The sequence below is a fragment of the Terrisporobacter vanillatitrophus genome, assembly GCF_051148895.1.
GTDB classification, from domain to species: domain Bacteria; phylum Bacillota; class Clostridia; order Peptostreptococcales; family Peptostreptococcaceae; genus Terrisporobacter; species Terrisporobacter vanillatitrophus.
This window is the reverse complement of record NZ_CP154625.1, coordinates 3313912-3333355: the sequence shown is the minus strand read 5'-3', so window position 1 is coordinate 3333355 and position 19444 is coordinate 3313912. Positions and strand designations below refer to the sequence as shown.

General features: G+C 29.7%; 16 protein-coding genes. 15 read left to right on the top strand and 1 reads right to left on the bottom strand.

Features of this window, described 5'->3' with window-relative positions:
- Positions 1 to 56: 56 nt before the first annotated feature.
- From chvE to mmsB, 3 genes are all read left to right on the top strand, one after another.
- Positions 57 to 1148 (top strand): multiple monosaccharide ABC transporter substrate-binding protein, encoded by a 1092-nt coding sequence (gene chvE, locus TVTCOM_RS16445; RefSeq protein WP_434797340.1) that lies wholly within the window; start codon positions 57 to 59, stop codon positions 1146 to 1148.
- Between the two features lie 84 nt (positions 1149 to 1232).
- A complete protein-coding gene (gene mmsA, locus TVTCOM_RS16440; RefSeq protein WP_434797339.1) occupies positions 1233 to 2771 on the top strand; it encodes a multiple monosaccharide ABC transporter ATP-binding protein in 1539 nt (512 codons plus the stop codon).
- Between the two features lie 4 nt (positions 2772 to 2775).
- Complete coding sequence (gene mmsB, locus TVTCOM_RS16435; protein ID WP_434797338.1) at positions 2776 to 3960, top strand: multiple monosaccharide ABC transporter permease; 1185 nt, start codon at positions 2776 to 2778, stop codon at positions 3958 to 3960.
- Positions 3961 to 3973: 13 nt separating this feature from the next.
- Here the strand turns inward: mmsB and TVTCOM_RS16430 are convergent, their stop codons facing one another.
- On the bottom strand, positions 3974 to 5131 hold the full coding sequence (locus tag TVTCOM_RS16430; RefSeq protein ID WP_434797337.1) for an ROK family transcriptional regulator: 1158 nt from the start codon (positions 5129 to 5131) through the stop codon (positions 3974 to 3976).
- Positions 5132 to 5303: 172 nt separating this feature from the next.
- Between TVTCOM_RS16430 and xylA the strand changes: the two genes are divergently transcribed.
- The 12 genes from xylA (at position 5304) to hutH (ending at position 19390) form a co-directional block, all read left to right on the top strand.
- Complete coding sequence (xylA, locus tag TVTCOM_RS16425; protein WP_434797336.1) at positions 5304 to 6644, top strand: xylose isomerase; 1341 nt, start codon at positions 5304 to 5306, stop codon at positions 6642 to 6644.
- A gap of 111 nt (positions 6645 to 6755) precedes the next feature.
- Positions 6756 to 8225, top strand: a complete 1470-nt coding sequence (gene xylB / locus TVTCOM_RS16420; RefSeq protein WP_434797335.1) for a xylulokinase — start codon at positions 6756 to 6758, stop codon at positions 8223 to 8225.
- Between the two features lie 193 nt (positions 8226 to 8418).
- On the top strand, positions 8419 to 9969 hold the full coding sequence (locus TVTCOM_RS16415; protein WP_434797334.1) for a nitrite/sulfite reductase: 1551 nt from the start codon (positions 8419 to 8421) through the stop codon (positions 9967 to 9969).
- Between the two features lie 225 nt (positions 9970 to 10194).
- Positions 10195 to 10746, top strand: coding sequence for a hypothetical protein (locus TVTCOM_RS16410; RefSeq protein ID WP_434797333.1), 552 nt, complete (start codon positions 10195 to 10197; stop codon positions 10744 to 10746).
- Positions 10747 to 10984: 238 nt separating this feature from the next.
- The gene (locus TVTCOM_RS16405; protein ID WP_434797332.1) at positions 10985 to 11371 is read left to right on the top strand and encodes a MerR family transcriptional regulator; all 387 of its coding nucleotides are present in this window, start codon (positions 10985 to 10987) and stop codon (positions 11369 to 11371) included.
- A 141-nt stretch (positions 11372 to 11512) separates the two neighbouring features.
- Positions 11513 to 12640 carry an aldo/keto reductase gene (locus tag TVTCOM_RS16400; protein WP_434797331.1) on the top strand — a complete coding sequence of 376 codons (1128 nt, stop codon included), beginning with the start codon at positions 11513 to 11515 and terminating at the stop codon, positions 12638 to 12640.
- A gap of 67 nt (positions 12641 to 12707) precedes the next feature.
- Positions 12708 to 14045, top strand: coding sequence for a nickel pincer cofactor biosynthesis protein LarC (gene larC, locus TVTCOM_RS16395; protein WP_434797330.1), 1338 nt, complete (start codon positions 12708 to 12710; stop codon positions 14043 to 14045).
- 421 nt (positions 14046 to 14466) lie between these two features.
- Positions 14467 to 14988, top strand: coding sequence for a hypothetical protein (locus TVTCOM_RS16390; protein WP_434797329.1), 522 nt, complete (start codon positions 14467 to 14469; stop codon positions 14986 to 14988).
- A gap of 175 nt (positions 14989 to 15163) precedes the next feature.
- A complete protein-coding gene (locus TVTCOM_RS16385; RefSeq protein ID WP_434797328.1) occupies positions 15164 to 15484 on the top strand; it encodes a PadR family transcriptional regulator in 321 nt (106 codons plus the stop codon).
- A gap of 13 nt (positions 15485 to 15497) precedes the next feature.
- Positions 15498 to 16250: a hypothetical protein gene (locus TVTCOM_RS16380; RefSeq protein ID WP_434797327.1), complete on the top strand. Its 753-nt coding sequence runs from the start codon at positions 15498 to 15500 to the stop codon at positions 16248 to 16250.
- Between the two features lie 245 nt (positions 16251 to 16495).
- Positions 16496 to 17506, top strand: coding sequence for a LacI family DNA-binding transcriptional regulator (locus TVTCOM_RS16375; protein WP_434797326.1), 1011 nt, complete (start codon positions 16496 to 16498; stop codon positions 17504 to 17506).
- A 300-nt stretch (positions 17507 to 17806) separates the two neighbouring features.
- Positions 17807 to 19390 (top strand): histidine ammonia-lyase, encoded by a 1584-nt coding sequence (hutH, locus tag TVTCOM_RS16370; RefSeq protein ID WP_434797325.1) that lies wholly within the window; start codon positions 17807 to 17809, stop codon positions 19388 to 19390.
- Positions 19391 to 19444: the final 54 nt, after the last annotated feature.

Here is a 19444-nt window from a genome sequence, read left to right as displayed (position 1 = left end):
GTCAAATAAAATAACCTATTATTATAAATATTAAAAAATTTAGGGGGAAAGCACTAATGAAAAAAATTTTTGGGAAAATATTAGCATTATCAATGAGTGTGATGTTAGTATTATCACTAACTGCATGTTCTAGTTCTGGTTCAGGATCAGGAGACAAAAAAGAAGGTGGAAAAATAGGTGTTGCTATGCCTACAAAAGATTTACAACGTTGGAACCAAGACGGTGAAAACATGAAAAAAGAATTAGAAGCAGCAGGATATGAGGTAGACTTACAATATGCAAACAATGATATAGCTACTCAAGTTTCTCAAATTGAAAACATGATAACTGGTGGATGCCAACTTTTAGTTATAGCATCAATCGATGGTGGTTCTTTAAGTACAGTTTTAGAAGAAGCTAAAACTGAAGAAATACCTGTTATAGCTTATGACCGTTTAATAATGGATACAGATGCAGTATCTTATTATGCTACATTTGATAACTATAAAGTTGGTCAAATACAAGGTCAATATATAGTTGATACTTTAAAATTAGATGAAGAAAAAGGACCTTTTAACTTAGAATTATTCACTGGTTCTTCTGATGATAACAACTGTCACTTCTTCTTTGGTGGAGCAATGGATGTATTACAAAAATACATAGATGATGGAAAATTAGTTGTTCAATCTAAACAAACAAAATTCGAAGAAGTTGCTACTCCAAACTGGTCAACTGAAGAAGCTCAAAAAAGAATGGATAACATATTAACAGCTAACTACACAGGAGACAAAAAAGTAGATGTTGTATTATCTTCTAATGACTCTGTTGCAAATGGTATAACAAATGCTTTAAAATCTGCTGGATATACAAAAGATAACTTCCCTGTATTAACAGGACAAGACTGTGATATAACTTCTGTTAAAAATATCTTAGCTGGAACTCAATCAATGTCAGTATTCAAAGATACTCGTACATTAGCAACTCAAGTTGTTAAAATGGTTGGACAAATAATGTCAGATGAAAAAGTAGATGTAAATGATGAAAAATCTTATGACAATGGAAAAGGTGTAATACCAACTTACTTATGTGAGCCAGTATTCGCAGATGCTAATAACTACAAAGAATTATTAATAGATTCAGGATACTATACTGAAGATCAATTAAAATAGTAGCTTTATACATTAGTTTATAAAATCAAATAGGGTAAATATAAGCGATTATATTTACCCTTGTAAGTTAAAGGGGAGAGGTAATTGGCTGAAATTATATTAGAAATGAAAAATATTACCAAGGAATTTCCTGGAGTTAAAGCTTTAGATAATGTAAACCTTCAAGTTGAGGAAGGAGAAATTCATGCTTTAGTTGGAGAAAATGGAGCTGGTAAATCTACTCTAATGAATGTACTAAGTGGTGTGTATCCTTATGGTAGTTATACAGGAGATATAGTTTATAAAGGTGAAGTTTGTAATTTTAAAGAAATAAAAGATAGTGAGAAAAAAGGTATAGTAATCATACACCAAGAGTTGGCATTAGTACCTTATATGAGTATAGGAGAAAACATATTTTTAGGAAATGAACAAGGTAAAAAAATGGCAATAGATTGGAATAAAACTTATTCCGACGCAGAAGGATTATTAGAGGTTGTAGGGCTTCAAGAATCTTCACAAACTTTAATAAAAGATATAGGTGTAGGAAAACAACAGTTAGTTGAAATAGCAAAGGCTTTATCAAAGAGTGTTAAACTGCTTATATTAGATGAGCCAACAGCATCATTAAATGAACAAGAATCGCAAAAATTACTAGATTTATTATTGGAATTCAAGAAAAAAGGAATGACTTCCATAATAATCTCACATAAATTGAATGAAATATCTTATGTTGCCGACAAAATAACAATTATTCGTGATGGATCTACTATAGAAACTTTAGATAAAAAAATAGATGATTTTAGTGAAGAAAGAATAATTAAAGGAATGGTTGGTAGAGATTTAACTAATAGATTCCCAGCAAGAGAAAATATTGAAGTGGGAGATGTTTGTTTAGAAATCAAAGACTGGAACGTATATCATGAACAATTCTCGGGGCGTAAAGTTGTTGATAATGTTTCTATAAATGTACGTAAAGGTGAAGTTGTAGGAATATCAGGACTTATGGGAGCTGGTAGAACAGAACTTGCCATGAGTGTTTTTGGAAAAAGTTATGGTACAAATATTAGTGGACAAATTTTTATTAATGGAAAAGAAGTTAAATTAAATACTGTCAAAGATGCTATCTATAATAAATTAGCTTATGTATCAGAAGATAGAAAAGGAAATGGGCTAATATTATCAAATCCTATTAAGGTTAATACAACTATGGCAAGAATGGATAAGATTAGTAAACATAATGTTATAAATAAAGATGAAGAGGTTAAAGTAGCTGAAGAGTATAAACAAAAGTTAAGAACAAAATGCCCTTCTATAGAACAAAATGTAGGTAATCTTAGTGGAGGAAATCAACAAAAAGTACTATTAAGTAAGTGGATGTTTGCAGAGCCAGAAGTACTAATACTTGATGAACCAACTCGTGGTATAGACGTTGGAGCAAAATATGAGATTTACTGCATAATCAACGATTTAGTTGCAGCAGGAAAATCAGTAATTATGATCTCGTCTGAATTACCAGAAGTACTAGGAATGAGTGACCGTATCTACGTTATGAATGAAGGTAAAATTGTGGGAGAGCTTAACAAAGAAGAAGCAGATCAAGAACTTATAATGTCATGTATTTTGAAATCAAGTCAAGGAGTGTAGAATTATGGAAAAAGCAAAAGAATTTAATAGTATGGACAAAATGAAAGTTTTTATAAAAAAGAATACCATGCTTATAGCTTTGGTTATAGTTGCATTGTTTTTCCAAGTTAAAACTGGGGGAACACTTCTAGCACCAAGAAATATAACAAACTTAATATCTCAAAATGGTTATGTTGTTATACTTGCTGTTGGGATGTTAATGTGTATATTAACAGGTGGTAACATAGACTTATCTGTTGGTTCTATAGTAGCTTTAGTTGGAGCATTGGCAGGAACATTAATAGTAACTAAAGGTATGAATGTATATTTAGCTATTGCTATATGTTTAGCTGTGGGAATATTGATAGGTATATGGCAAGGATTTTGGATTGCATATGTTAGAATACCAGCCTTCATAGTAACACTATCAGGAATGTTGCTTTGGAGAGGTGTAGCCTTAATGATATTAGGTGGATTAACAATTTCACCATTCCCAGAAAATTACTTAAACCTATTTAATAGTTATATACCAGATCCTTTTGGTGGCGAAATCAACATTATGTGTATGATAGTAGCTATAGTAGTTTGTACTATTTTAGTATTTACTGAACTTGTAAGTAGAAAAAATAGAACTAGAAAAGGTTATAGCACAGGAAGTATGGCACAACTTTTAACTAAATTAGTAGTAATTTGTGCATTAATATTATTTGCAGGATATAAGTTAGCAAATCATAAAGGTATACCAACTATATTAGTATTGTTAGCAGCAGTAGTTCTTATTTACTCATACTACACATCAAGAACTGTTAATGGTAGATACTTATATGCAGTTGGTGGAAATGAAAAAGCTGCAAAATTAAGTGGTATAGATACAAATAAAGTATTATTTAAATCTTATGTAAATATGGCATTTTTAAGTGCAGTAGCTGCATTAATGTGTGTTGCTCGTTTCAACTCTTCTGCGCCTACAGCAGGTATGAACTACGAACTAGATGCAATAGGAGCTTGTTTCATAGGTGGAGCATCAGCTTATGGTGGAACAGGAACAGTTGGTGGAGCAGTAATAGGTGCAATATTCATGGGTGTATTAAACAATGGTATGTCAATTATGGGTATAGATGCCAACATGCAAAAAGCAGTAAAAGGTTTAGTTTTACTTGCAGCAGTAGCATTTGATGTTATATCTAAGAAGAGAAAACAATCTAAGTAGTTAGCAAATATGACTAATCATATTTGCTACTTAGAACTAAGTTATCAATTTCAAGGAAGTTTTTACTAACAATGTAAACACCGCCTAATAAAATTGAATTGTTTTGAAGTGTTGTTGGAACTATGTTTATATACTCTGACATACGGCTGTTCATACTATTTTTTATCTTTTCTATTATATTAGGAAGATAAGTAGTTATGGCACTGTTTATGATAATAATATGAGGGTTGAAAGTAGTTAAAATATTATTTATGGCTATGGACATATAATCAATGAAAGATTTAATAACTTGATTAGCTTCTATATCTCCATATAAATAATCTGAAATTAGAACATCTATATCTTTTATCTCTAAACCTTTTAGTTGAGAGTAATTTCGAAGAAGTGATGTTTCAGATACATATTGCTCTAAGCAACCATTATTACCACAGGGACAAGGTTTTCCGTTTGGAACAACAATAGAGTGACCAAATTCACCGGCAAAGCCGTTATAACCTGTATAAAGTTTATTATCTATAATTAGACCAAGACCAACTCCTGTATGAATACTTATATTTACTATGTTGGAATAACTATTGAAGAAAGTTTTTTCACCTATAACAGATAGATTAGCTTCATTCTCTATATATACAGGAATATTAAAAGTTTTATTTAGATCAGAAGCCATATCTAGTTCAGTTAAATTGTAATAAGGTGTAAATATAACTTCATTATTAAATGTAATACCATGAATACCAATAGTGATTCCCACAACACCATATTTTGAATGTGGAACTAAAGTTATAAGATGCTTTATTATAGCTTTAAGTTTTTCTAAAAGTGTTGCAGAATCTAAATTATTTTTATAATGAGAAGAGTATATTCTCTCACCTTTTAAATCTGAAAGGTATACAGCAATATATTCTGCGTTTAAATCTATGGAAATGGCATAAGCACATTTTTGGTTAAAGCATAAAAGTATAGGCTTACGACCTACGTGAGTATCTTTACTTCCAATTTCAATTACTAAAGAATGATCAATTAAATCTTGTACAATGGCAGAAATAGTGGCCTTAGTCAAATTCAGCTTCTTAGAAAGATCTGCACGAGATATGGGACCATAATTTAAAATAGACTCAAGTATAAGATGGTTATTAATATTTCTAATTAATTCTTGACTTGCAGCAGGCATGTTAATCTCCTTTTACTAAATATAATATTTAATATTATTTTAGCACATAAAGAAGATATATAGAATAATTAGAAAATAGTAAATAAAGATTTCAATATCTTATAAATAAATATTATATTTTAAAATATTATTTAATTAGTTCAATCAATAAACAAATGGAGGAATGTTAATAATGAGTACAATGGTAGAAACAAAAACATATTTTAAAGGAATAGAAAAAATAAATTATGAAGGACCAACAAGTAAAAATCCTTTAGCTTTCAAATACTACAATCCAGATGAAGTAGTAATGGGGAAAACAATGAAAGAACATTGTAGATTTGCGATGAGTTACTGGCATACATTAACATATATGGGGAATGATCCATTTGGTGGAGCAACTATGCACAGACCTTGGGATCAAAGAGAAGATGCTATGGAAATAGCAAAAGAAAGAGTACATGCATCATTTGAATTTATGGAAAAAATGCAAATACCATTCTTCTGCTTCCACGATGTGGACGTAGCTCCAAGAGGAAATACTTTAGCTGAAACTAATGCTAACCTTGATGAAATAGTAAAAGTAATAAAAGAAGAAATGAAAAGAACAGGTATCAAGTGTTTATGGGGAACTACTAATGCCTTTAGTGATGATAAGTTTGTTCATGGTGCTGGAACTTCTTGCAATGCAACAGTATTTGCTTATGCTGCAGCTCAAATCAAAAAAGCTATGGAAGTAACTAAAGATTTAGGTGGAGTTAACTACGTATTCTGGGGTGGAAGAGAAGGATATGAAACACTTCTAAACACTGATACAGGATTAGAACTTGATAACTTAGCTAGATTATTACAAATGGCAGTAGATTATAAAAAAGAAATAGGATTTGAAGGACAGTTATTAATAGAACCAAAACCAAAAGAGCCAACTAAACATCAATATGATTTTGATACTGCAACAGTTTTAGCATTCTTAAGAAAATACAATTTACAAGATGATTTTAAATTAAATATAGAAGCTAACCATGCTACATTAGCTCAACATACATTCCAACATGAATTAAACCAATGTAGAATAAATGGGGTATTAGGAAGTGTTGATGCTAACCAAGGTGATTTAATGTTAGGATGGGATACAGATCAATTCCCAACAAACGTATACGATACTACTTTAGCTATGTATGAAATATTATTAGACGGTGGATTTGACAAAGGTGGATTAAACTTCGACTCTAAAGTTCGTAGAGCTTCTTTTGAAGAATCTGATTTATTCTATGCTTATATAGCAGGTATGGATGCTTTTGCTAGAGGATTAAAAGTTGCAGCTAAATTAATAGAAGATAAAGTATTTGAAGAATTTAAAGAAAGAAGATATGCTTCTTATACAGAAGGTTTAGGAAAAGATATAATAGATGGAAAAGTTGGATTTAAAGAATTAGAAGCTTATGCGCTACAAAATGGAGTAACTCCAAATGTTTCAGGAAGACAAGAATTATTAGAAAGTATATTAAATCAATATATAATGGAAACTAAATAGTAAAGTATTTTAAAGGTTGTAATAAATATAGCTTCTGCTTTCTTTACTACAACCTTTTTTACAATTAATAAAAACATAAAATTTGAGAAAATAATATGCAGGGGGATGCTTATGTATTATATAGGTATAGATTTGGGAACTTCGGCAGTAAAATTACTTTTAATGAATGGTGAGGGAAAAATATGTAATATTGTATCAAAAGAATATCCTCTATATTTTCCTAATCCAGGATGGTCTGAGCAAAATCCAGAAGACTGGTATGCACAAACTATGGTAGGTTTAAAAGAATTAATAAAAGATATAGATAAAAGTCAAGTGGCTGGAATAAGTTTTGGTGGACAAATGCATGGACTTGTTATTTTAGATGAAAATGATGATGTAATAAGACCAGCTCTTCTTTGGAACGATGGAAGAACAAAAGAAGAATGTGATTATTTAAATGAAGTAATAGGAAAAGAAACTTTATCAAAATATACAGCAAACATATCTTTCACAGGATTTACTGCACCTAAGATTTTATGGGTAAAAAACAAAGAGCCAGAAAACTTTGCAAAAATTAAAAAGATAATGTTACCTAAGGATTACATAGCGTATAAATTAAGTGGTGTTCACTGCACAGATGTGTCAGATGCTTCAGGTATGTTAATATTTGACGTGGAAAATAGATGTTGGTCAAAAGAAATGATAGATATTTGTGGAATAAAAGAAGAACAATTGGCAAAAGTGTACGAAAGTTATGAAGTTGTAGGTAATGTAACTGATGAAATAGCAAAAGAGTTGGAAATACCAAATACAGTAAAAGTTGTAGCAGGTGCTGGAGATAATGCAGCAGCAGCCATAGGTACAGGAACTGTGGGAGATGGTAGATGCAACATATCTCTTGGAACATCAGGAACTATATTTATATCTTCTAAAAAGTTTGGAGTAGATTCAAACAATGCTCTACATTCTTTTGACCATGCTGATGGCAATTATCATTTAATGGGATGTATGTTAAGTGCAGCCTCTTGTAACAAATGGTGGAGTGAAGAAATCTTAAACACAAAGGATTATGCTAAAGAACAAGAAGATATCACTAAACTTGGAGAAAATAATGTTTACTTCTTACCATATTTAATGGGTGAAAGATCTCCTCACAATAACCCAAATGCAAGAGGAACATTCATAGGAATGAGCATGGATACTTCTAGAAGTGATATGACTCAAGCAGTTTTAGAAGGTGTTGCTTTTGCTCTTAGAGACTCATTAGAAGTGGCAAAATCACTAGGTATAAATATAGAAAGAACAAAAATCTGTGGTGGTGGAGCAAAAAGTCCATTATGGAAGAAAATTATTACAAACGTGCTTAATTTAAAAGTTGATATGATAGAAAGTGAAGAAGGACCAGCCCTAGGTGGTGCCATACTTGCAGCTGTAGCTTGTAAGGAGTTTGAAAGTATTGAAGATGCAGTTAATAAATTAGTAAAAGTAACAGAGACTATAGAGCCAGAAAAAGAATTAGTAGAAAAATATGAGGATAGATATAATAAGTTTAAGAAGATCTATCCAACAGTTAAAAACTTATACGATGAATTAATATAAAAAAGTAAGGATGATAATTTTTAATTATCATCCTTACTTTTTTACCTTTATGTAAAATTAATGATAGGTAAAACTTATAACAATCATTAGAATTTCAAATGTATAAATGACCTTTTTAATATCTAAATATGGCTAATACTATGGTATAATTTATTAATTAAAATGAACTGAACTATGAGAGGGAGTGAGCATAATGAATAATTTAAACGAAAAGTTATTAGCTGAAATATCTGATTTTAGATCACTTGGTCACAAATTTGAAAGAAAAGAAATATCTGCCTTAGAATTTAAGGGTACTTCAGGTGGAATGGGTGTTTATGCACATCGTGGTGGAGAGGAGCTTATGATAAGACTTAGAATACCATCTGGAATTTTAAATGTTGAGCAAATAAAATTAATTTATAAATTTGCAAGTGAGAGAAATTTAGATAGTGTACATACTACTACACGTCAAGCTGTGCAATTACATGGATTAAATATAGATGAAGTTTGCGACATAATGGAAGAAGGGTTTCAACACAATATATACACTAGAGGTTCAGGAGGAAACTTCCCAAGAAATGTTTCTATTTCACCCTTAAGTGGAGTGGATAAAGAAGAAGCTTTTGATGTAACTGAATATGCTAAAGCAGTAAATGAGCATTTTATAAAAAAAATAACTACTTATAAATTGCCAAGAAAGTTAAAAGTATCTTTTTCAAGTAGTGAAAGTGATAAAGGTAATGCTCAAGTAGCAGATTTAGGGTTTATAGCTACTAAAAAAGATGATAAAGAATTTTTTAAAGTTTATTTAACAGGAGGACTTGGACAAAATCCTCTTAAATCAGTTGAATTTGGAGAGTTAATAGAACCTGAGGAAGTATTATATCATGTAGAAGCCATAACTAATTTATTTATTTCAGAAGGTGATTACTCAAATAAAAATAAAGCTCGTAGTAGATATATACAAGCAAGAATGGGTGAAGAAGCACTAATTGAATGTTATAAAAAACATTTAGCTGAAGTTATGGAAAAAGAAGATTTAGGTTTAGTTGTAAATAAAAAAGAATACAATAAAAAAGGAATAAAAACAGATTTAGTTCATCCTAGATTAATAGAACAAAAACAAGAAGGTTTATATACAGTTTATTTCCATCCAATTGGAGGAATTTTAAAATTAGATACTCTAAAATCCATAATCGAAAATATAGAAAATATAGAAGACGTTGAAATAAGATTATCAATGAGTGAAGGTATATATATAAGAAACTTAAATGGAAATGAAGCAAAAGAATTAATAGAGCTTACTCAAAGCTTAGGTGGGGAAACTTTATTAGCTCAAAGTACAGCATGTATAGGTGTACCAACATGCCAAATAGGTATTGCTCATAGTCAATACTTACTAAATGAAATATTAGAATATTTTAAATCAAAAGGTTTAGAAAAAGATATATTACCAGAACTTCGTATTTCTGGTTGTAACAATTCATGTGGAACACACCAAATAGGAGCACTTGGATTTGCTGGTAGGAAAAAAAGAGTCAATGATGTCTCAAAAGAAGCGTTTGAACTTCATATGGATGGAAGACATGGAAAAGATGGAGCAGTTTTAGGTAAAAAAGTTGGAGATATAATAAGAGAAGATATTCCTAAGTTCTTATATGATTTAGCTATGGAGATAGATAATTCAAAAACAACATATGAAAAATTTATAAATAATAATACAGAAGATCTAGATAAAATAATTAATAAATATTTAGCATAGTGATGAGAGGGTGTAAAGTAATTTACACTCTTTTTTATATAAAATCCTTGACTTAGAGTTAACTCAAAGGATTACTATTTAAGCAAAGGAAAAAGGCATTGTTTATGGAAAAGGTGCTTATAACAATTATTGAAGTAAGTAAAAAAATATATGACAAATTTAGTCACATTATTTAGTATTTTGTAGTATTATAATTAGACTACTAAATATATAAGGTGATATATTATGTCAAATAAAAATTGTAATAGAAGAAATCTTCTAATTAAAGAATTTAAGCATGACTGGGATGAACTTAATATATCTTTTAAAGCACTAATTATGGTGGGAATAATATTATTTTTAGTGGTAGTATTAATTGCTTTTTTTAGTGATGGAGGCAATGGAATTAAAAGTTCCTTAGAAGTAGCATTTAGATCAACTCTAGCCTCTGTATTTGGTTTTCTCTTAAGTTCAAATATTAAGTTTAATAAAAAAGAGAAACAAATAAAAATAGAAGAGATAAAAGGTGAGTTAAATAAGCTAGAACAAAAAATAGATACTTTAGATGAAGATTTAGGAAAAGAAAATAAACAATGTGAATTAGAGCCATATTACAGTTATAAAGATATTAATTTAGTTCAAATAGTTATAGCACTAGGAATATGTATAATATGTATATCTGTTTTAAATATTTTGTTACTAACTAATAATTTAGAAAACATACAAACTATATCTCAAATTAGAGACTTGATGTGTAGCTCCATTGGATTTTTAATAGGAGAGTCAGGCAAAAAGTAGATATATGTTATAATATATTTTTAATTAAACCCGACTAAGTAGACGATATAAATAGTCTATTTAGTCGGGTTTTAAATTTTTATTATTTAATATAAAATTTGCCTTGACTTAGAGTCTACTCCAAGGGTTATTATAAAATTAAAATAGAAAAAATTTAGAGGACTATAAATTATAAAACCAAAGTCATGAAAAAGTCTATGAAATATGTAAATTATAGGAATATGAAAGGAATATGCTTATGACAATTACTGAAGTAAGTAAAAAATATGGATTATCAGCAGATACTTTAAGATATTACGAAAGAGTAGGTCTAATACCAACAGTACACCGAAATAAAAGCGGTGTAAGAGACTATAACCAGGAAGATTGTAATTGGGTGGAGTTTATAAAATGTATGAGGGGAGCAGGCCTTCCTATAGAAGTTTTAATAGACTATGTTACTATGTTCCAGCAAGGAGACTCAACTATTGATGAGAGAAAAGCATTACTAATAGATCAACGTAAAGCTTTAGGTGAAAAAATTGAAGAAATGAATAAAACTTTAGAGCGTTTAGATCATAAAATTGATTTATATGAAAAAGGCTTAATGATGAATGAAAAAGAATTAAGAGAAAAAAATCAATAAATTTAAAGAGCCTAGCTACTAAGTAGTTAGGTCTTTTACCCATATTTATTTTTAAAGGGATATTTTGAATTGTATATTACTTATTAAATGAATACTATTAATAATATGGAGAATAAAAAATAAGTAATTGGGGGTAATATAATGGAAACTAAAAAATTAGGATTTGGTCTTATGCGCTTGCCACTTATTGATGAAGATGACCAGGGAAGTATTGATATAATTAAATTTACTTCTATGGTAGACGAATATATAAAAAATGGATTTACTTATTTTGATACAGCATATCCTTATCATAATGGAAACAGTGAGAGAGCATTTAGAGAGGCAGTAGTAAAAAGATATCCAAGAAATGCTTATACTATAACAGATAAATTACCAATGTTTATGATAAATGAAAAGTCTCAAATTCCTAAAATATTTAATGAGCAGTTGATAAAATGTGGAGTAGAGTATTTTGATTACTACTGGCTACATGGAATAACAGATCAAACATATTTATTATCAGAAGAAATGGGAGCTTTTGAATTTATTAAAGAAAAAAAATCAGAAGGTAAAATTAAACATATTGGCTTTTCTTTTCATGATAGCGCTGAGGTCCTTGATAAAATACTTACCAATCATCCAGAAATGGAATATGTACAGCTACAAATTAACTATATAGATTGGGAAGATAATATTGTTCAATCAAGAAAATGTTATGAAGTGGCTAAGAAACACAACAAGCCTGTAATTGTTATGGAACCAATTAAAGGTGGTTCTTTAGCCAATATTTCACCAGATGCAGAAAATTTATTTAAGGAAGAGAATAATCAACTTTCCATAGCATCCTGGGCAGTAAGATATGCAGCATCTTTAGACAATGTAATGGTTGTATTAAGTGGAATGAGCAATAAAGAACAACTTCAAGATAATATAAGTTATATGAAGGAATTTAAACCATTAAATGAAATAGAAGAACAAGTTATTGAAAAGGCAGGAACTATAATAAAGTCAAGCATAGCAATTCCTTGTACATCATGTCATTACTGTACAGAAAACTGTCCTAAAAATATTGCAATACCAGAATGCTTTTCAATTTATAATAGTCTTAAAAGATTTGGATCATTACAGCTTAGGTTTTCATTGGCGTGTTATAGCCACTTAATAGAAAAGCATGGAAAAGCATCACAATGTATAGAATGCGAGCAGTGTGAAAATGTTTGCCCACAACATCTTCCAATAACAACATATTTAAAAGAAATTGCCCATGAATTAGAACTCAATGAATAAAAAAGTGGAAAAAATTTAAAAAAAATTATAAAATGACAATATAGATTAACAAACTAGGGGGAAGACAATGAGTAATAAATTATATTTAGAATGTTACAGTGGAATTAGTGGAGATATGACGGTTGCAGCCTTATTGGATTTGGGGGCTAGTGAAGCAGTTTTAAATAAAGCTTTGAAAAGTTTACCAGTTGATGGTTTTAAAACGCAAATAAGTAGAGTGATAAAAAGTGGATTAGATGCTTGCGACTTTAATGTAATTTTAGATGATAAACACGAAAATCACGACCATGATATGAACTATCTTTATGGTGAACATGACCACAGTCATGACCATCACCATGACCATGACCATCACCATGATCATTCTCACAATCATCACGATCACGATCATAATCATAATCATGACGAGGAACATTCTCATGAACATAATGATCACCATGAACATCGTGGATTATCAGATGTAATTTCTATTATTGAAAAAGCTGATATTACAGATAAAGCAAAACAAATTGCAGTGAAGATTTTTAATATATTAGGGGAAGCAGAAGCAGCAGCTCATGGAGTTAGTATAGATGAAGTACATTTTCATGAGGTTGGAGCAGTAGATTCTATAGTAGATATAATAGCCGTAGCAGTTTGCTTGGATAATTTAGAAATAGAAGAAGTAGTTGTACCAGTACTATATGAAGGATGTGGATTTATTCGTTGTCAACATGGAGTAATACCAGTTCCAGTACCAGCAGTTTCCAAAATCGTGGCAAATAATAACCTAAAACTTCGTCTTACAAATATAGAAGCAGAGTTAGTAACTCCTACAGGTGCAGCTATTGTGGCAGCTATAAAAACAGAAGATAAACTTCCTGGGGAATTTTCTATTAAAAAGATAGGTTTAGGAGCAGGTAAAAGAACATACGAAAGACCAAGTATATTAAGAGCCATGATTATAGAAGATGAAAGCGAATACAAAGACTTTATTGTAAAGTTAGAAAGCAATATAGATGATTGTTCAGGAGAAGCTTTAGGATATGTAATGGAGCGTTTATATAAAGCAGGAGCTAGAGATGTTCACTATATTCCAGTATTTATGAAAAAGAATCGTCCTTCTTATCAATTAAATGTTATTTGTAAGGAAGAAGATGTGGAAACGTTAGAAGATATTATTTTTGAAGAAACTACAACTATTGGAATTAGAAAACAAAAAATGGAAAGAAGTATCTTAAAAAGAGAAATTAAAAATGTGAAAACTTCACTAGGAGAAGTAGTAGTAAAAGTTTGTCACTTATCTAGGGGAAAAAGAGTTTATCCAGAGTATGACAGTATAATAGAAATGTGCAAAAAACATAATAAACCTTATCAAGACGTGTATCAAATTATAGTAAAAGAATGTGGCGATAAATTAAATTAATTAATTTTTGCATTATAGTAATAATATTGAGGAAAAATAAGTTATGAAACTATAGATGAAATAAAAAAGGAGATAAACTTATAATGAAAGAATATTATTGTCCACATTGTAAAAACAAACTAGAAGTTTTAGAAGGCTGAGGAAGTATAAGCTATTATTGCCAGGAGTGCAATATGATGATATCTAGAAAAAGAATCCTAACGAAAGAAGAGATTTGTGAGGAAGAAAAAAAGTGATATAAAACAACTTATACAAATAAAGGGATTCATAAACATTTATAGAATAATATGTCTAAAGAACTTATTTGAGCCCTGTAGTTGCCTGAATTGGTAATGAAATCATATGGTTGGTCATATAAATTGTAGAATCAGTGTAGTGGCTTAAGTTAAGTTAATTTTCTATAGATGGAGGAAAAATAATAGTGGAAATTAGAATAAAGTATAAAAACAAAGAACTAGATTTTACTTCAAAAAAAGAATATATAAAAGAAAATATATTGATACCCTACGGACAATTAGCAGCAGAAAAGGCATCTACTCCAATATCTATGTCAGATTCTTCAATGCTTATGGATTTGGAAAGTGAAATGTGCTTAAAAATATTAAACATTTGGGAAATTAACAAATACAATTTAGATGCGAATCAGATTTTAAGTGAAAATATTTTATTGAACAGAGAAAAATTTATCTACAAAATGCTTCTTGGAAAAATACTAAGATTAATACCTGGAGGTGTTACTATATTATCAATAGGTATAAATAATTCTCTTGCAAGAAGATTTACTCAAGCTTTAGGATATGCAGTATCAGAATTATGCTCATCTTATATTAATTTAGCAGTAGATGAAAAACATGTTAATCCAATAGAGATTTTTACAAAAGAAGCATTAGAAGATTTAATAGAGAGTTACTTAATAGAATATAATAAAACCGTATTAAATTAGACATATATAAAGCAGAAGAATAATAATTATCTTCTGCTTTTTTATTAAGCAAAAAAAAATAATAAAATTATTATAACTATGTTGCAAAACAAGGTAGAGTGGAGTATATTATAAATAGAGTAGGTTGTAATGCAAGTTACCTTGCTATATTGTATTACAACATAGGAGGTATAAAATGAATTCAACACAAATGTTAAAGGGCATTTTAGAAGGATGTTTGTTGGCTGTTATATCAGAAGAAGAAGTATACGGATATGAAATGACCCAAAAATTAGAATTATATGGATTCAATATGGTTAGTGAAGGGAGTATATACCCCTTATTAATAAGAATGAAAAAAGAAGGGTTAGTTACAACAACTACTAAATCATCAGAGAGTGGGCCAAAGAGAAAGTATTATTCTTTAACAGATAAGGGGAAAGAACAGTTAGAGAGTTTCATTGGAATATGGAAAGATATATCAACTAGCGTAAATAAATTGTTGGAAGGGAAGTAAGGAGGAGTAGGTTATGAGTAAAAACTATAATTATACAATATCTAAAGAAGGGGAAGAGTTCATATTAAATCTAAATATGTATTTAATGAGTACAGGAAAAAGTGAAGATGAAATTAAGGAGTTTATAGCTGAAGCAGAAGAGCATTTGATGCTTGGAGAGCGAGAAGGAAAAAGTGTAGAAGATATTTTTGGAAATTCACCAGAGGAATATGCAAAATCTGTGGCTCAAGAATTGTCTTTTAGTAAAAAAGAATTAATAGAAACAGCTTTAATGTTTATTCTAGGCTTTGGAACATGGCTATTTTTAGGAAAGATAAAAAATGGCATAGTTACCATGTCAATTATGGAAGCAATATTAAGTCCATTAGCATACATAGTTACTACTGTTTTATTAATTATCTTAGCTAGAAAATTTGCATTTAAGGACAGAAAGTTTACCATAGGAATATTTGTTTTATTTTTTATGAATACATGCTTTTTTGTTATTATAGGGCTATTGGGAAGAAATATGGAACAATCTATAGTTATTAATAAATTAGTAGTAAGTATAATAATTGGTGCACTATTTGTAGTATCTTTTGTTGTATCAAAAAAAATAGGTGTATGGTATTTAATGATGCCATTTTTAATGTATATTCCTTCCATAATAGAAAATTTTACAAATATTAGTTTTGGAAAGAATCTTTTAGTTGTTATTATCCCATATTTACTATGTATTGCCTTATCTATATTTGAATCAACAAGAATAATAAAAGCAAATGATTAAGCATTGAGGAATAATAAAAAATCTTAAGTTACAAATGGCCCTTGTCTATAATATTTATTAATGAGATTTTAAATATTAATAAATTAAATGTAAATAATAAGTATAAGTTGATAATTATAACAGAAGCTTTTTAGTATTTTTGCATAGAAATAAATTATAATATGTATTTCTAAAAGAGGCAAGTTATGTTAAAATGAAGAGATTAGACAAAAAATCGTACTGATAGTAATAATAGGAGGCACGAAATGAAAAATAACGTAACGATAAAAGATGTTGCGAAACTGTCTGGTGTTTCGATATCAACAGTTTCAAGAGTTATAAATGATTCAAAACCAGTAACGGATGAAGTTAAACAAAGAGTTTTAGACGTAATTAAAGAAACAGGTTATGTACCTAATCCTCTTGCTAGAAGTTTAGTTACTAAAAAAAGTAAATTAATAGGAGTCATAGTTCCGGAAGTATCAGACTCTTTTGTTAATGAAATATTGAACGGAATAGAAGCGGTTGCTAAGATGTATGACTACGATATACTTTTAGTTAATACTTATTCAGATAAAGAACAAGAATTAGATAGTATAAAACTACTTAAAACTAAGCAGGTTGAAGGTATAGTTATGATATCTTGGATATTAGACGAAGAACATGTAAACTTTATGAAGGAAAGTCGTATTCCAGCAGTGTACATAAGTAAAACAGCAAGAGATTACGATATATATAGTGTAAGTACAAGTAACGAAAAAGCTACTTACGACATGACTAAGTATCTAATTGAAAGTAATCACAAAGATATAGCGTTAATCATGACTAGTAAGGAAGACACTATACTAGAAAGTGAAAGAAGAACAGGTTATGAAGCTGCTCTAAGGGATAATAATATATCAGTTAGAGATGAACTAATCAAGTATGGAAATACTGATTACGAGGGCGGATATAACTCAATGAAAGAGCTTATAGATGAAAAAATAATACCATCAGCAGTTTTTGTTACAGGTGATGAAGCAGCTGTTGGAGCAATAAATGCAATTTTTGATTCAGGTTACAGTGTTCCAAAAGATATTTCTGTAGCAGGATTTAATGATACAAAGCTTGCAAAAATATATAGACCAAAATTGACAACAGTCTATCAACCTCTTTTCGATATGGGTGCAGTTTCAATAAGAGCTTTAATTAAAATAATAAACGGTGAATCTGTGGAAGAAAAGAAAATAGAATTACCATATCAAATTATGGAAAGAGAATCTGTTATAAAAAAATAGTAATTAAATATTAAAACCCAAAGGTGTATCTTTTTTGATACACCATTTTTTTGTAAAAATTACAGTTTTTAATTACATTGTTGAAAAAATAAAATGTAAGCTTTTGGAAAATACATTGGTTAAGTTTGGGGAGCATATTTTTCTATATATTTTAATTTATATTTTAAATAAAAACATTATGGTAATATATGGAAGGATAGTGCGCAGAATATGTAGAATGTTTAGAGTGAATATTTTTTAACAATTTTTAGTATGTAGTATAAACAATAAAATTTAACTATAGGTTTTGGGGAGGTTTATATGAAAAAAATAATAATCGATGGTAATAGTCTTACATTAGATGATTTAGTAAATGTTGCTAGGTATAACTTTCATGTAGAAATAAGTAAGGAGGCTTTAGAAAAAGTAAAGATTTCTAGACAAATAGTTGACGACATAGTAGATGCAGGCCAAATATCTTATGGAATAACTACTGGATTTGGTAAGTTTTCTGACGTGGCAATATCAAAAGATGAGTGTAAGCAGTTACAAACTAATCTTATAATGTCTCATTCATGTGGTGTAGGTAATCCCTTAAGCGAAGAAATTGTAAGAGCTATGATGTTACTTAGAGCAAACGCTTTATCGAAAGGATACTCAGGAGCAAGATGTGAAACCCTAGAAGTACTAACCTCTATGTTAAATAAAGGAGTTCACCCAATAGTTCCAGAAAAAGGTTCACTTGGTTCATCAGGAGATTTGGCACCACTATCTCATATGGTGCTTACTATGTTAGGTCTTGGTGAAGCAATTTATGAAGGAAAAAGAATGGAATCTAAAGATGCTATGGAAAAAGCAGGAATTAAACCTCTTGAATACTTAGGTGCAAAAGAAGGTTTAGCATTAATAAATGGGACTCAATGTATGACTGCAGTTGGTGCAATAACTGTTTATGATGCACTGAATTTAATGAAAACTGCCGATATATCTTTATGCTTAACAATGGAAGCATTAAATGGTATAACTTGCGCTATGGATGAAAGAGTTAATTTAGTCAGACCTCACAAAGGACAATTCAATACTGCAAAAAATGTGTTAACTATGGTGGAAGGCAGCGAAATGGTTACTAAGCAAGGGCAACTTAGAACTCAAGATGCATATTCCCTAAGATGTTCACCACAAATCCATGGAGCTAGCAAAGATGCTTTAGAATATGTAAAAAATAAATTAGAAATAGAAATGAACTCAGTTACAGACAATCCAATAATATTCCCAGGAGAAAATCAAAAGATTATTTCTGGTGGTAACTTCCATGGACAACCAATGGCTTTAAGTTTTGATTTCCTTGGAATTGCTTTAGCAGAAATGGCAAATATAGCTGAAAGAAGATTAGAAAAAATGGTAAATCCAGCTTTAAGTTACGGTTTACCAGCATTTCTAGTTAATCATGGTGGTTTAAATTCTGGATTTATGATAGTTCAGTATTCTGCTGCATCACTTGTTTCAGAAAATAAAGTTCTAGCTCATCCAGCAAGTGTGGACTCTATTCCTTCTTCTGCAAATCAAGAAGATCATGTTTCTATGGGAACTATAGCAGCTAGAAAAGCTAGAGATATTATGGATAATGTGAGAAAAGTTATTGCTATGGAAATATTAACAAGTGTTCAAGCAATAGACTTAAGAGGTAAGAAAAAATTAGGAGCAGGTACAGAGGCTGCTTATAATATTGTGAGAGATCATACTTCATTTATAGATAAAGATAGGATAATGTACAAAGATATAAATATTTGTGAAGATTTAATAAGAGATAATTTATTAGTTGAAGCTGTAGAAGAAGCTTTAGAGCAAGAAATACTATTATTTGAAGATATAGAACCGAAAAGACAGCTATCAGAAAATTTATAATTCAAAAGAAGATAAGGTAACTATAAACTATTTATGATTAAAAAATAAATTTTT